At 62.8% G+C, this 14,766-nt stretch carries 12 protein-coding genes; 5 read left to right on the top strand and 7 right to left on the bottom strand.

Annotated elements, in window-relative coordinates; genetic code table 11:
• The first annotated feature begins 62 nt into the window (after positions 1 to 62).
• Positions 63 to 1,178: an alanine dehydrogenase gene (gene ald, locus PWP93_RS29385; RefSeq protein WP_421047164.1), complete on the top strand. Its 1,116-nt coding sequence runs from the start codon at positions 63 to 65 to the stop codon at positions 1,176 to 1,178.
• Between the two features lie 75 nt (positions 1,179 to 1,253).
• Here ald and PWP93_RS29380 read toward each other — a convergent pair whose 3' ends face one another.
• Positions 1,254 to 2,366, bottom strand: a complete 1,113-nt coding sequence (locus PWP93_RS29380) for a Glu/Leu/Phe/Val family dehydrogenase (protein WP_421047163.1) — start codon at positions 2,364 to 2,366, stop codon at positions 1,254 to 1,256.
• A 912-nt stretch (positions 2,367 to 3,278) separates the two neighbouring features.
• Here PWP93_RS29380 and PWP93_RS29375 point away from each other — a divergent pair.
• Positions 3,279 to 3,656 (top strand): helix-turn-helix domain-containing protein, encoded by a 378-nt coding sequence (locus tag PWP93_RS29375; RefSeq protein WP_421028414.1) that lies wholly within the window; start codon positions 3,279 to 3,281, stop codon positions 3,654 to 3,656.
• A gap of 125 nt (positions 3,657 to 3,781) precedes the next feature.
• Here the strand turns inward: PWP93_RS29375 and PWP93_RS29370 are convergent, their stop codons facing one another.
• Positions 3,782 to 4,498 (bottom strand): SDR family NAD(P)-dependent oxidoreductase, encoded by a 717-nt coding sequence (locus PWP93_RS29370; protein WP_421047162.1) that lies wholly within the window; start codon positions 4,496 to 4,498, stop codon positions 3,782 to 3,784.
• Between the two features lie 134 nt (positions 4,499 to 4,632).
• Here PWP93_RS29370 and PWP93_RS29365 point away from each other — a divergent pair, with 134 nt between their 5' ends.
• The gene (locus PWP93_RS29365) at positions 4,633 to 5,580 is read left to right on the top strand and encodes a LysR family transcriptional regulator (protein WP_421047702.1); all 948 of its coding nucleotides are present in this window, start codon (positions 4,633 to 4,635) and stop codon (positions 5,578 to 5,580) included.
• A gap of 73 nt (positions 5,581 to 5,653) precedes the next feature.
• On the top strand, positions 5,654 to 5,851 hold the full coding sequence (locus PWP93_RS29360) for a CsbD family protein (protein WP_421028412.1): 198 nt from the start codon (positions 5,654 to 5,656) through the stop codon (positions 5,849 to 5,851).
• A 273-nt stretch (positions 5,852 to 6,124) separates the two neighbouring features.
• On the opposite strand, the gene PWP93_RS29355 is transcribed toward PWP93_RS29360, so the two are convergent.
• The 5 genes from PWP93_RS29355 to PWP93_RS29335 all read right to left on the bottom strand — a co-directional run bounded on the left by PWP93_RS29355 (position 6,125) and on the right by PWP93_RS29335 (position 13,137).
• A complete protein-coding gene (locus PWP93_RS29355) occupies positions 6,125 to 6,442 on the bottom strand; it encodes a chaperone modulator CbpM (RefSeq protein ID WP_421047161.1) in 318 nt (105 codons plus the stop codon).
• Positions 6,443 to 6,448: 6 nt separating this feature from the next.
• A complete protein-coding gene (locus tag PWP93_RS29350; protein ID WP_421047701.1) occupies positions 6,449 to 7,384 on the bottom strand; it encodes a DnaJ C-terminal domain-containing protein in 936 nt (311 codons plus the stop codon).
• Positions 7,385 to 7,640: 256 nt separating this feature from the next.
• Positions 7,641 to 10,301 carry a formate dehydrogenase subunit alpha gene (gene fdhF / locus PWP93_RS29345; RefSeq protein ID WP_421047160.1) on the bottom strand — a complete coding sequence of 887 codons (2,661 nt, stop codon included), beginning with the start codon at positions 10,299 to 10,301 and terminating at the stop codon, positions 7,641 to 7,643.
• Positions 10,289 to 11,728, bottom strand: a complete 1,440-nt coding sequence (locus PWP93_RS29340; RefSeq protein WP_421047159.1) for an NADH-ubiquinone oxidoreductase-F iron-sulfur binding region domain-containing protein — start codon at positions 11,726 to 11,728, stop codon at positions 10,289 to 10,291. Before PWP93_RS29340 ends, fdhF begins: the two co-directional genes overlap by 13 nt.
• A gap of 224 nt (positions 11,729 to 11,952) precedes the next feature.
• A complete protein-coding gene (locus PWP93_RS29335; protein WP_421028408.1) occupies positions 11,953 to 13,137 on the bottom strand; it encodes a thiolase family protein in 1,185 nt (394 codons plus the stop codon).
• A 276-nt stretch (positions 13,138 to 13,413) separates the two neighbouring features.
• On the opposite strand from PWP93_RS29335, the gene PWP93_RS29330 reads away from it, so the two are divergent.
• On the top strand, positions 13,414 to 14,496 hold the full coding sequence (locus PWP93_RS29330; protein WP_421047158.1) for an ArsO family NAD(P)H-dependent flavin-containing monooxygenase: 1,083 nt from the start codon (positions 13,414 to 13,416) through the stop codon (positions 14,494 to 14,496).
• Positions 14,497 to 14,766 lie beyond the last annotated feature (270 nt).

The following is a 14,766-nucleotide window of genomic DNA, read 5'->3' as shown; positions in this document are numbered from 1 at the left end:
TCATCTTCAGCGCTGACGCAAATTCGAGAATTCGATCAAACGCTTTTCCGCGAGGTGGCGACATGCAGATCGGCGTGCCTAAGGAAATCAAGAGTCAGGAATATCGTGTCGGCCTCACGCCCGCGAGCGTCCACGAACTCGTGCGTCGCGGACACACGGTGCTGATCGAGACGCAGGCCGGCGCAGCGGTGGGCCTGCCGGACGCGGCGTACTCTGCCGCAGGCGCCATGATCTGCGGCGACGCACGCGAAGTCTGGTCGCGCGCCGACATGATCATCAAGGTCAAGGAGCCCCAGGCGACAGAGCGCAGCATGTTGCGGCCGGGCCAGATCCTGTACGCCTACCTGCATCTCGCGCCCGATCGTGAGCAAGCCACGGCACTGATCGCTTCCGGTGCGGTCTGCATCGCGTACGAAACCATCACCGCTGCGGGCGGCGGACTGCCGCTCCTCGCGCCAATGAGCGAAGTGGCCGGCCGCATGTCAATTCAGGTCGCCGCCGCCAGTCTGGAGAAGCCGCATGGGGGCATGGGGTTGCTGCTCGCCGGCGTGCCCGGCGTCGCACCCGGTCATGTCGCGATCCTCGGCGCGGGTGTGGTCGGGACCAATGCGTTGCAGATGGCAGTGGGCATGGGCGCACGTGTGACCATTCTCGATACCAACGTGGAACGGCTGCGCCAGCTCGATCTGATCTTCGGAAACCGTATCACCACGCTTAGTTCGAGCGCTCACGCCGTCGAGAAGACCGTGCTGAGCGCAGACGCCGTCATCGGCGCGGTTCTGATACCCGGTGCTGCCGCGCCCAGGCTCGTTACACGCGACATGATCGCCCGAATGAAAAAGGGCGCCGTTGTCGTGGATGTCGCCATTGACCAGGGCGGATGCTTCGAAACCTCGCATCCCACAACGCACGCGCAACCCACCTACGTTATCGATGGCGTCGTCCATTACTGCGTGGCGAACATGCCTGGCGCGGTTGCGCGAACCTCGACGTTCGGGTTGACCAATGCCACCCTTGGCCATGCGATCACGATTGCAGACAAGGGCTGGAAGCGCGCCATGGCCGACGACGCTCACCTGCGCGCCGGCCTGAACATTTGCGAAGGCCGTGTCACTCACGAGGCAGTGGCGTGTGCGCTCGGCGAGCCTTACGTGCCTGCGCGCGATCTGTCTGGTTAGGAGCGAGGCCGCAAAAGCATTGTCGGGCAAACGCGGCCCGGCGACGTCCCGAGCGACGCCGCCAGAAGCGACAGGTCAGAAGGCGCCCCAGCGCCGCAACGACATGGCCTTCTTGACCCGCGCAGTCGCCAGTTCAATCGCTGCCTCGCGCGGCAACCGGCCATGCTCCGCCGCGGCCTCAAGCACTGCGCGCGTGTTCTCGCGCACCTTCGTGGCAATCGCGTCGAGCGCCATCGCCTGGTTACCGCCAGCGTACTCGACGGCCGCGCAGATCACTCCGCCAGCATTGGCGATGAAATCGGGTACGCACAACACGCCCTTCTGATGGAGATATCCCTCGGCTCCACGCGTAAAGGGAATGTTTGCGCCCTGGATCACGAGGTGCGTCTTCAGACGAGCCACGTTGTCCTCGCGCACGACGTCAGGCCGCGCGGCAGGAATCCAGATCTCGCAGTCGACGTCGACGACCGCGTCGCGCCCGGCCTTCTCGCCGCGCGGGTAATCGACCACCGATTTGCCTTGGGTCTTGAGGTCGTCGAGTAACGCGAGATCGATGCCGGCCGCGTCCACCAGCGTGCCGCCAGAATCGGCAACGCCGACGACGATCGCCCCCTTCTGTGCGAGAAAATGCGCGGCATGGCGGCCCACTGCACCGTAGCCCTGGATCACCATGCGCGCACCTGCGAGCTCGAAGTTGCAGTACGGCACGGCGACTTCCGCTGCATGTGCGATGCCCCAGCCCGTAGCGCCAATCTGGTCCAGCGGGATGCCGCCGAGCTCGCGTGGCAGCCCTACCGAGCGGCCGATTTCGTCCTTGACCCACGCCATGCACGTTTCATCAGTGCCCATGTCGGGTCCGAAAATGTAGTCGCGGACGTCACCAAGTGCGCACGCAAGGCCCCGAATCAGACGCTCCTTGCCCTCACGCGGCATTCCGGGATCGCCATATAGCACGACCTTCCCGCCGCCGTGCGCGAGTCCCGCAGCAGCGTTCTTGAACGTCATCGCGCGTGCGAGGCGGACGCACTCCTCGGTACTGACATCGGGCGCCATCCGCAGGCCGCCGATTGCCGGACCCGCGGCGACGTTGTCCACAACCAGTACAGCGCGAAGACCGATCGACGCGTCGTGGACATGGATGATTCTGGTGGGCCCCAATTCGTCTGCGAAACTGAATATGTCGTTCATCGTTCATCTCCCACGCCATGGCGACGAATCGCTGCACGTACCGTCGTCTAATCGCGCGAATTGCCACGACGCTGTCTGTCGGCGCGCACCGCTTCGCCTGCGTCGTTACTCTTGATGAACATAGGACGTGTAAAACCCGTGCGCTTGATCCGAGTCAACCTGGTGGCCCGGAGCAACTCGCTGGTTAGCCGGATCGCGAGGCGGCATCCGGATCGCTGGGTAAGCCCGTGCTTGAAGCATGGCTTGATTGCGTTGAATTACGTCGAACCGCCCACCAGCACCGCGACAAGCAGCAGGATCAGGGATAACGAAAACATAAGCAGACCGAAAACAATAAGTAAATAATTGATGCCATCCGTCCCAGTCTTTTGATGTCTTGGTTCCATCAACCGCCATCCGTGGAATCGCGTCTGCGCAGCACCGGCCACTGAGACTCTCTCTGCGCGCTTCTCGCCTGAAGGACGCTCTGCGCCTCTAATGCGGGCGCGTGATCTCGGCCATGCATGCGCCACACCCCCCCTGGCGGGGGATAATATAGACAACCCTGGTTTGATTTTTTCTCTCAGGTTCCGTCTGATGCACGGATCGAATATCCGCTTCCTGCACTTGCAGCAAGTCCGCTTGCCGAAAGCAAATCGACAGGTTTATCCAGCATTCAGAGAGCCGGACTCGCGTAGTCGTCGGGCCGCTCGCATGGGATACCGACGCCGACGAAGAAGCACCCTCCCCGCTGACGCCTTTTATATCCACTCGCAAGGAATGGGAGGTACTGCGCATCTCGATCCATGGCGGTAAGTATTGCCGCGAACTCATTACCACCTGAAACGATGACCGATTACAACCGGATAAGTCCTTCATGTCAAGCGGTTGTATTGCCACCATTCGGGTGGTGTTTTGCGGAAGGAGGTCAATATGAACAACAGCAACAAAGCTGCGGCTCGCACCATAGGAACGGCTATTGCGCGCCGACGCTTGATAGCGGGACTGACTCAGGAACAGGTAGCCGAACGTCTCGGCATCGGACAAGAAGCCGTTTCGCGGATGGAGCGAGGCGTCGCGAACCTGACTGTCGCCCGACTTGCAACGCTCGCAGAGATATACCAGTGCAACATCGCACAGCTTGTCACGGAAACCTCGGACAGGGAGGACGACCAGGCGTTGGCGGTATCTGCCGTGTTAGGCCGACTGCACCAGTCAGACCGCACGCTTCTAATCGAATGGCTGAACGTATTCGCGACCCGGATACTGCAACGGCCGCGGCCAACTGCTGAAAAAGCCAGAAGTCTTTGATTGACAGGATAAAAATCGGCCCCTTTAAGGAACGGCTCGCTGCTCAGCAAAGCCGGGGGGCGAAAGTGGCACTCTGCGCTGCGGCGCACGGACCTCTGACACTCCGGTCGTCGCGCCGGGAGTTGTCACCACCGAACGGTACGACCACGGTAGTCGAGGTACTCCAACCCAGAACGCCCCCGCTTGGCCAGTAGTACGTCAACGATCCCGGGTACGCTCTCGTCAATCGATAACCGCCCCTCAGGGCCGCCCAGGTCTGTGCGTACCCAGCCCGGCGCCATCAGCAGCATGGCGCGTGGCGTGTTGACCTGCCGTGCCGCGAAGCAGCGCATGAACTGGTTCAGTGCTGTCTTGCTGCCCCGATAGACTTCACGCTGCCCCGACTCATTGTCGGCGACGCTGCCCTGCCCGGACGACATGACGCCAATCAGCCCTGCCGCGGGCACCAGATCGGATAGCCGCTCGACAACGCGCATCGGACTCAGCGCGTTCGTAATCATGAGGTTGACAAAATCTACAGTGGAGACCTCGCCTATAGTCTGCGTCGGATCAGGATTAGTTGTGCCAGCGTTGACGAACAGAATCTCGAACATACGGTTAGACAGGTGTGTGTGCAGCGAATCGATTTCGTCGGGCCGAGTGATATCGACCGTTGCGACCTCAACTCTCTGTGGATATTGATCCGCCAAGGCGTGCAGCAATGTGGGGCTTCGGCCGGCGCGCACGGTACCGACCACATTCCAGCCTTTGGTCACGAATTCGGCGGCCATGGCGTACCCGAGGCCGCGCGAAGCACCGACGATCAGAATCGTTGGCGTGCAGGAACATTGAGCGTGGGTCATGAGATTTGTCGTCCTTGAGCGTTGCGATGGCTTCAATTCTGGCTACCGCAATCGATTTGAACCAGACGCCTGAACTGCAAACCAAGGTTGCACAGAACGCCATGGCTATCTGGCGATCCGATATGCTGTGGGCCATGTCTCGCGTCGATCTCAATCTCCTTACCGCTCTGGAAGCGCTGTTGACCGAACGTAGCGTTACGGCAGCGGCGCGGCGCCTGGACCTCAGCGTATCCGCCATGAGCCGCACACTCACACGTCTGCGCGCGGCGACCGGCGATCGGCTACTGCTACAGGCCGGCCGTTCGCTGGTCCTCACACCCTATGCCGAGCAATTGAGCCAGCGCCTCCCCGCCTTAGCGAGGGAAGCCCAGGCTGTACTCAGTCCCCCGGAGTACCAATTCGATATTGCGACTTTGGAACGCAGCTTCGCTGTACGAGCGGGCGAAGGATTCATCGATCTTCTCGGCGCCGCGCTAATGGAGCGGCTCAGCCGTATCGCGCCTCGCGTTCAACTGTGTTTCGCGCCGAAGCCAGATTGGGATGCGCAGCCGCTGCGTGACGGAACAATCGACCTCGAGATTGGCACCGTGAGGACTTCCGCACCCGAGATCATGACGCGCCTGCTTTTTCGCGATCGGTATGTCGGCGTGTGCCGCCTCGGCCATCCAATTCTGCGCGATTCCGGGGTGTCCGTTGAGCGCTGGGTCGAGTTCGGCCACGTGCTGACTGCGCGATCCGGTGAGGCATCGAATCCTGTCGATGTGGCGTTGGCAGATCGCGGTATGCAACGAAAGGTAGCAATGGTAGTGCCGTCGTTCACCAGCGCCATGCAGGTGGCCCGTCGCGGCGACTTGCTCGCCGTCATCCCGCGTTCCTGCGTGGGGAATGCCTTCGCGCCTGAACATGCGGCTGCGAATGGACTGCAGTGGTTCGAACTGCCTGTCTCGACATCTGCGTTCAATGTCTCGTCAATCTGGCATCCGCGCCTTGACCATGATCCCGCCCATCGCTGGCTTCGCGCCGAAATTCTGGCGGTGTGCCTGGCCGCTTATCCACCCGGCGGCGGTGATGGATGCGGCTGAGGCTCGATGCAGGCCATCGGGCGGCACGCGGCTTGCGAATACGCAGGCTCTCAACCCGACGATGAGGCTAACGATGAACGAAGACAGAATTAAGGGCCAGTGGAAGCAGCTGTCCGGCAAGTTGAAGGCAAAGTGGGGCAAGCTGACCGATGACGACCTTCAGGTGGCCAGCGGCAACAGCGAGTATCTCGTGGGGCGGATCCAGGAGCGCTACGGGATCGCGCGCGACGAGGCCGAGCGGCAATTGAAGGACTTCAACAGCACACTGTGACGGAGAAGGGACGCGCCGCCAGCGGCGCGTCTGCCGATCCGACGCCCAGGCGGTTTGACGGCTCGACTCGCGAAGGCCAATACGACGGGTTCGACACATCACCGTCGACGTGCACGCGCTCGCCGACGCCCCGTTGCGGCTGCGTCCAGCAGTTGAAGCTTCGGTGGCTGCCGTCGGCCATTCCCCGTTGTCGCCGTCCTAACCGTGGTTATCGCCGTTACTCAGCCTTTGCTCCTGCTGCCTGGGAAACGCCCGCGACAAGCCCGCGACAAATCAGTCGCCCGACGCGCATCCAGAGCCCGTTTTCAACGTCTCGATCTCCTCCAGCAGATCGAGCGCGAGCGCAATGCCCGGCGCGTTGATCTGAAGGTCTCGAGCCAGCCTGAAAGCGGTGCGTACGCGGCCCAGCGAAGCGCCGCTGAACCGCCATTCCTGCGGCCCGGCGCCTTTCGGCTCGAAGGCGCCTTCAGCAACCCAAAGGGTTATTTCTTCTTCCGATGCGCCGCTTATCCGACTCATGTCGACAAGCGTGAACTCGACGTCTTCATCGACAATCTGGCCCACCAGACACGTTCTCTCAGCGCTCTTCATAATGAGCTATCCATAAAGCCGCGCACGCGGGTCAAAGTTGAACGCTTGCCGCATCGTGTTGTACGCCGCTTTGGCTGGCTCGCTGTCGGCCGGCGGCAATACGATGTTCAAGATCACGTACAGGTCCCCCGGTGGGTTCCCAGGAATCCCCTTGCCCTTGAGCCGCAAGCGCCTGCCGCTAGCCGAGCCCATTGGCACCCTCATTTCCACCCTTCCGTCTGGCGTCGGCACGGTGACGGGCCCGCCAAGCGCCGCTTCCCAGGGCGCCACCGGCAAGTCGAGCAAGACGTCGGGGCCATCGACGCGAAAGTGCGGATGCTCACGAAACGCAACTTCCAGATAGAGATCGCCGGCCGGCCCTCCACCTGCTCCGGCCCCACCCTGGCCTGCGAGCCGCAAGTGCTGCCCCGCCCGCACACCCTTGGGAATCGCAACGCTTAACGTACGGGATTGCAGCGATACATGACCCTGTGCATCGACGACAGGCAATTGCAGCAAAATCGAGCGCTGCGCTCCTCGATAAGCATCTTCGATATCGATGACCACCTTGGCATGGTGATCCTGTCCCGTGGCATGCGAGGGCCGCGCATGCGCTGCTCGTGCACGGCCAAACATTGCTTCGAAAAAATCATTCAGATCGGCATGCGTGCCGGCATTCTCGCTCGCTCCGCTGAATTCGAATCCTTCGTCCCAGTTCGGCGGCGGCTGGAATTCCTCTCCGGCGCGCCATTGAGTACCCATGCGATCATAGGCTGCACGCTTTTCCGGATCCTTGAGCACCTCGTAGGCCTCGCCCAATTCCTTGAAGCGATCCTCCGCGTCACTGTGCTTGCTGACGTCCGGATGGTATTTGCGTGCGAGCTTGCGGTAGGCGCGCTTGATGTCGTCCTGAGCCGCCGTACGCTCCACGCCCAGGATCGCGTAATAGTCTTTGTATTTCATTTGAAAAATACGCCGATAGCATTCGCAACCAGAAAGGCGCGTGTCGTCCCCGATCGAGAATAGAAGACGACGAGACATTTGCTCCGCGTCACTGCAATTCTCCTTGAGGTGCCTGCTGCTCTGCAAAATTCCCGTCTTCATCTCACCAAACCCTGCGCGAGACGTTGACGGACGAATCCAGTATCAAGTCCAGGCGGACTTCTGGCTTGATGTGCATCAAGTGGTAGTGCGCCATTGAGATACCTGTGAACCCGAGCTAGTCGCCGAGCTTTTCTACACGCACCGCAACCACCTTGTATTCCGGAGTACGAACCAGGCGGTCGCGAACCGGAGAAGTCAATCGGTTAATGAACAGGTCGGGACAATGAAAAGCGCTGAATAGCTGCCCTGCCCGCATTGCCCCGCTGATATGGACCGTCAGATCCGCCGCCCCGTAGCGGCTCGATATATGCACGGTTTCTCCTTCGACGAAGCCGTAGCGCGCAGCGTCGTCGGGCGCCATGTCGAGCGTTTCCGACGCGCGCAGCAACAGGTTGGCGGTGCGTTGAGTCATCGTGCCTGCGTTGAACTGGTAGAGCGTGCGCCCGGTGGTGAGCAGCAGTGGATAGGATTCGTCGGGTTGCTCGACCGTCGGGACATATTCGACCACGGCCAGTTTCGCAGTCTTCGCACCCGCGAAGCGCTCCCGATGCAGCACGGGGGTCCCCGGATGGCTTTCGTCCGGGCACGGCCACTGAAGGTCTTCGTGCTCCAGTCGCGCATAGGTGAGCCCCGCGCCATCGGGCCATAGCGAACGGACTTCGTCCCAGACCGCTTCGGGGCCGGTGAACTCGAAGCCGCGCGGCTTGCCCAGGCGCGCAGCGAGCGCCTGGATGACCCACCAGTCCGGCCGTGCCTCCCCCGGGGCTGGCAGCGCCGTGCGAATGCGCTGCACACGCCGGTCGGAGTTCATGAACGTGCCGTCCTTTTCGAACGACGAGGCAACCGGGAAGAAGACCGTACCGAAGGACCGCGCCGTCTCGTTCATGAACAGATCCTGCACGATCACCAGTTCAAGTCGTGCCAGCGCCGCGGCCGTGTCGTTTGCATTGGCGAAAGAAAGATAGACGTCGTAACCCATTGCCCAAAGCGCCTTGAGCCGGCCTGCGCGAGCCGCGTCGATCATTTTGGGCAAATCAAGGCCACGGCTGACCGGCAGTCTGGCGCCCCACACCTGTTCGAAGCACGCACCCGCGACATCGATTGCCTGCGCGCCTGTCAACGACGCCGGATCGCAACCCATATGCGCCGCACCTTGCACATTGTTTTGACCACGCAGAGGATTGACGCCGGAGCCATGCTTGCCGAGGTTGCCGGTCAGCAGCGCCAGATTGACGAGCGCCATCACGCCTTCGCTGCCCTGAAGGTGCTCCGTCACGCCAAGGCCATGAAAGCACATGGACGGTCGGCCGCCCGCATACAGCCGCGCGGCAGCCCGAATCGCCTCTGCCGGCACGCCGCACGCGCCGGCCACGCTCTCGGGCAAGAAGTCGGCCACGTGAGCGGCGAAGGCGTCGAAGCCCTCCACGCGCTCGGCGAGGAAGTGCCGGTCGACAAGATCTTCCTCGATCAGGGTGGCAGCCAGCGCATTGAAAAGCGGCACATTGCGCCCGGGCTGCACTGCCAGGTGCACGTCCGCCAGTTCCGCGAGCTCGGTGCGGCGCGGATCGATGACCACCAGGCCCGCCCCCTTGAGCACGGCCTGCTTGATGCGCGCGCCCACGACAGGGTGACCCTCCGTCGGGTTCGCCCCGCAAATCAGAAAGGCATTCGCCTCGTCGATGTCGTCAAAGCTGTTCGTGGCGGCGCCGACGCCCAGCATGGTCTTGAGCGCTTTGGCGCTGGGCGTGTGACACACGCGGGCACAACAGTCGACATTGTGCGTGCCGAGCACCACGCGGGCGAACTTCTGCACGAGGTAGTTTTCCTCGTTGGTCGCGCGTGCCGAACCCAGCACGCCGACCGCATCGGGCCCGTCACGCGCAACGATTGCTTCGAGCTTCGAAGCGGCAAAGTCGAGCGCTGCGTCCCAGCTCACTGCCTGCCAGTTGCCGTCGCGGCGAATCATCGGCTGCATGATGCGATCAGGAGCATGGTTGTACTCGAAGGCGTATCTCCCTTTTACACACGCGTGCCCCCGGTTGACGGGGCTGTCGGCCGGTCGCATCGCCACCACGCGGCCATGCGCCGTACCCACGTCCAGTTGACAGCCCACTCCGCAATACACACAGGTTGTACGTGTCCAGACAGCCGGCTCGACGCCGACCCGTTTGTCGAACAGCGCCCCGCTGGGGCAACTGTCCACACAGGCACCGCAACCCACGCACCCTCCGGCGAGCAGCGTCGAGCCTTTGCCGGGCGAGATGCGCGTGCCGTCGCCACGCCCCCATGCCTCCCAGACGAATTGGCCTTGCACCTGCTCGCAAATGCGGATGCAGCGCTCGCAGTAAATGCAGCGCTCCATCGCCACGCCGATATAGGGGTGCGTCTCGTCCTGAAACAGCCCCTCCTGTCGCACGTCTCCAGGCTCCACGCCGTGCGCGGCAAGCAGGCGATGGAATGGATGGTCTGGCTCGGCGGCGCATGCCGCTGCAGGATAGTGCGCGGCGATCAGCTCGAGGTTAGTGCGGCGCAGGGCGTCGAGTGCTTCGCCACGAGTGCGCACGACCATCCCCGCACTCACTTCCAACGCGCAGCTTGGAACGGGCCGCGCCTGACCGGACACGTCAACCACGCACAGTCGGCACGCCCCGGACGGCTTCACGCGACTGTCGTGACAGAGATGGGGAACGGCGGCGCCGGCTGCCGTCAATGCATCGATCAGCAGCGTGCCGTCCGCGACTTCGTGAGAGATACCATCGATCGTCAGCTGAACCATCTGCGCAACTCCTCGCGATAGTGCCGCTGCACCGAGAGGACGAACTCGGCCAGCCCACGCCCGTGGCCGCACAGGCTCGTCTGCGCGAGCGCGTCAATCAGGCGCTGATAGCGCGAGGCATCGATCGGAGCGCCTGCCGCTGCAGCATCGCTCATTGCCGCCAGCAGCGGTGTGCCGAAGTGGCAGGGCGTGCATTCGCCACAGGACTCGCGGGCGCCGAACCGGAGCACCTCGGCGATGATCTCGATGATGGGCGTGTCGTCGGCAAACGCGATGACTCCACCGTGCCCGACCGCGCAGTCGATGGCCTGCATTTCCTCGTAGCCGAGCCGCGTGGTCATGCACTCTGGCGGCACGATGCCGGCGAGCGGCCCGCCCACCATCAAGCCTTTGAGCGTGCCACGGCGCAATCCCTGCCCCAGTTGCCCGACAACGTCCGCCAGCGAGATGCCGAACTCCACCTCGTACAGCCCGGGGCGCCGGAACAGCGAATTGAGCGAGAGCAGCTTGGTACCACGGCTGCGCGAGAATCCGAGGTCGGCATAGGCGGCCGCGCCGTGTATGACGATCCATGGCACGGCGCACAGCGTCTCCACGTTGTGGACCAGCGTGGGAGCACCTTGGAGGCCATGCTCGGTAATCTGGGGCGGCCGTAGCCGCACTTCGGGACGGCGCCCCTCCAGCGCATTGAGCAGCGAAGTTTCTTCGCCGCAAATGTAGCCCCCCTGGCCAACGACCAACTCGAGCTCGAATGACGGGTGGGGCCACCCTGCTGCGCGCGCCTGCAGTAACGCAGCCGAAAGCACCCGCGCGGCCCGGGGATATTCTTTGCGTAGATAGAGGTAGCTGCGAGATGCGCCCACGGCGTAGGCAGCGATCGCGGCCGCTTCAATCAGCCTGAATGGATCGTCTTCGAGCAGAAACCGGTCGGAAAACGCGCCGGGGTCGCCCTCGTCGGCGTTGACGATCAGGTACCTGGTACGCCCGGGCGCGTTCGCGAGCGCCTGCCACTTGATGCCTGCCGCAAAGCCCGCACCGCCGCGTCCACGCAATCTGGATTCCTGCACCATCGACACCAGTTGGTTCGGCGTCATGGCACGCGCTTTGGCGAACGCCGCACCACCTCCACGTTCGAGATAGCTCGCCAGATCGCGCACCCCGCCCGCCAGCACGTTGCTCAACAGCACGGTATGACGCGCGCAGGCGCCTATATACGGGCGGATGTCGTGCTCGCTATCGCTGGGGCTCTCGTAGCATTTGCCCAGACAGTACACGGCAGGACGTTGGCCGATCGCGGCCTGCCAGCGCTGCGGCTGATCGGCTCGCGCGGCAAAGCAGGCCAGGCCCGCACACGCGCAACCCGTCATCTCGCACTGACCAAGGTGATAGAACGAGTGCGCCGCTGCGTGGCGCTGGAGCGGTTTCACCGGTTTCCTCACTCAAAAGACCAGTCCTGTTTCGGCCCGGTAATCAGCACTGCATTGCGCCACTCGCGCAAGAAGACTCGACCGATCTGCTTCGCGCTGACTCGCCCGCACCCTTGTCCTCCCAGGCGATCCAGCCCAGGTCAAGCGCCGTGGTGCTCGCAAGCCGATGGCAGGTTCACCTCTTCAACGGCTCATGGCTTTCGGGCGCAACCACTACCGGGCTTTCACAGAAGCTCGAGCGCCAGCGCGATGCCCTGTCCTCCGCCAATGCACAGCGTCACGATCCCGCGCCGCCCGCCGCCACGCTGCATCTGGTGCAACAGCCGCGTGGTCAGCACCGCGCCGCTCGCACCGATCGGATGACCATGAGCAATCGCGCCACCCTCGGCATTGACAACGTCTTCCGCAAAGCCCAGCTCGCGCAGGCATGCCAGTGCGATCGCCGCGAACGCCTCGTTGATCTCCACGCGATCTACATCGGATACAGACCAGCGGGCGCGTGCAATAGCCTGTCGCACTGCAGGAATCGGGCCTAGGCCGAAGAAACCGGGGTCCACGGCTCCCACGCCATAACTGACCAGCCGGGCCATGGGTGTCAGGCCATTGCGTTCGGCCCAGCTTCGCCCGGCAACGATCAGCGCAGCTGCACCGCTGTTCAGGCCGGGCGCGTTGCCTGCGGTAATCGTCCCGTCCTTGCGAAAGGCCGGTTTGAGTCGGGCAAGCGATTCGGCGCTGGTGTCTGGCCGATTGTGCTCGTCGCGGACAAACACCGTGGGCCCTTTGCGACCCGGCACTTCCAGCGGCACGATTTCGGCATCGAAGAAGCCGGCGTCCTGAGCCTGTGCGAAGCGTTGCTGGGAGCGCAGCGCCCAACGATCCTGGTCCTCGCGAGAGATGCCGCACTTCGCCACCAGGTCTTCAGTGTGCCAGCCTGAATGCTGACCGCTGAAAGCATCATTGAGCCCATCGAGCAGCATACTGTCGAACAACGTCACGTCGCCCATCCGGGCACCCCAACGTCCTTGCGGCAGCAGATAGGGGCTGCGATCCATGTTTTCCATGCCACCTGCGATCGCGCATTCGATCATGCCTGCCCAGATTTCGGTGGCCGCACTGGCGATGGCTTGCGCGCCCGATCCACACACGCGGTTGACCGTTAGCGCCGGAACGTCGACCGGCAATCCCGCGGCGATGCCGGCCTGCCGCCCCGGATTCATCTTCACGCCGGCCTGAATGACATTGCCCATGACGAGCGAATGGACCTTGTCGGCGGCCAATCCTGCGCGCTTGAGGCTTTCACGGATAACCGCAGCGCCAAGCGTCGGCGCTGGCAGGTCCCGGAGGGTCCCGCCGTAGGTACCAATTGCCGTACGTACCGGGCTGCACAGGACAACTTCAACGTTGCTCATGAGCTTGCTCCTCAAAGGAAGGACGCCCATGCGGTTCTGCTTCCGCATTGACGGCCTTTCATGATGGCAGTGGCAGTCGCGACCTTTTTGACGTAAATCAAGACAGGTACCGTGGCCGCTCTAAAGCTGAGACACAACGATGGTTGGACCATATGGTTTGTGACAGAGCGGAGAATCTGCCGTAAAAGACATCGAACGGGAGATCTTGCGAGGTGCCGTTCGTGCGCCGTGCCGCGTCACCGCCAGAATCCGAATCAGGAGATGGGACGAAAACTCATGCGTACAGACATCGATGTGGTAGTCATCGGAGGTGGCCAGGCCGGCCTTGCCACCGCCTACTTCCTGCGTCGTGCGGGACTCGACTATTTCGTGCTGGACGACCAGAGCGCCCCCGGAGGCGCCTGGCGACATACCTGGAACTCGCTCCACCTGTTTTCGCCTGCGCAATGGAGTTCGCTGCCAGGCTGGCAGATGCCCGTATCACACGACACATACCCGTCGCGCAACGAGGTCATCGACTATCTGGCGCGATATGAGGACCGTTATCACTTCCCTGTTCGGCGCCCCGTTCATGTCAAATCCGTTTCACGCGTTCAGGATGGCCTGCTGGTCACCGCCGCTCACGAAGAATGGCTGGCAAGGGCAGTCGTGAGCGCGACCGGCACCTGGAGCGCGCCCTATGTCCCGGACTACCCGGGACGCGAGAACTTTGGGGGTCGCCAGATGCATTCGGCGCAATACCGCAATCCTGACGATCTGCGCGGACAAAACGTGCTGGTGGTGGGCGGCGGCAACTCAGGCGCACAAATCCTGGCAGAGGTATCGACCGTCTGCAACGCTACGTGGGTGACATTGCAGGAACCCGTTTTTCTTCCAGACGACGTGGATGGCCGGGTCTTGTTCGAACGCGCGACAGCCAAATGGCAGGCTCTGCGCGACGGGCGCACGATAATGGCGCCGGTAGGAGGTTTGGGCGACATCGTCATGGTGGCCCCGGTACGGGAGGCGCGTGCGCGAGGCGTGCTGCACGCAATGCGTCCGTTCAGCCATTTCGATGCAGACGGCGTCGTCTGGAGCGACGGCACGCATTCCCGCGTCGATGTCGTGATCTGGTGCACCGGGTTCCGCCCCGCACTCAAACATCTTGACCCGCTACAAATCTGTGACGCCAACGGATTGCCGAGGACAGACGGGACGCGCGCCAGCGACGAGGAACGCTTGTGGTTTGTCGGTTACGGCGAGTGGTGCGGCGCCGCCTCTGCCACGCTCATCGGTGTAATGCGTAGTGCTCGCGACGCGGCGGGAGACATAGCCCAATATCTGCGCGCTATACAGCCGCGCAGCACGTCGGCACCGTAGCCGATGACACCGCTGCGATGATGCCACTGGCAAATGAGATCTAGCCCGCCCATTAAGGCAGCCCGGCGCGGCTCGCGCATCATCAAGGCCAAGCCCCCCACCAGCAACCCGGCTCCGGTCCAGGCTGTAACAATAGCGGTAGCACGCAAGAGCCGGACATTCGCTGGAAAGCCCCACCACACACCAGCCAGACTGAGCGTGACAAGGAAGGCGGATGCGACCGTGCTGCACGCTCCGATGCGTCCGAGGCCAGTGTTCATGGATGACCAT

Source organism: Paraburkholderia sp. A1RI-2L (genome assembly GCF_048957375.1).
Lineage (GTDB): Bacteria > Pseudomonadota > Gammaproteobacteria > Burkholderiales > Burkholderiaceae > Paraburkholderia.
The sequence above is the reverse complement of the archived record's forward strand: the minus strand, read 5'-3'. Positions and strand labels throughout refer to the sequence as shown.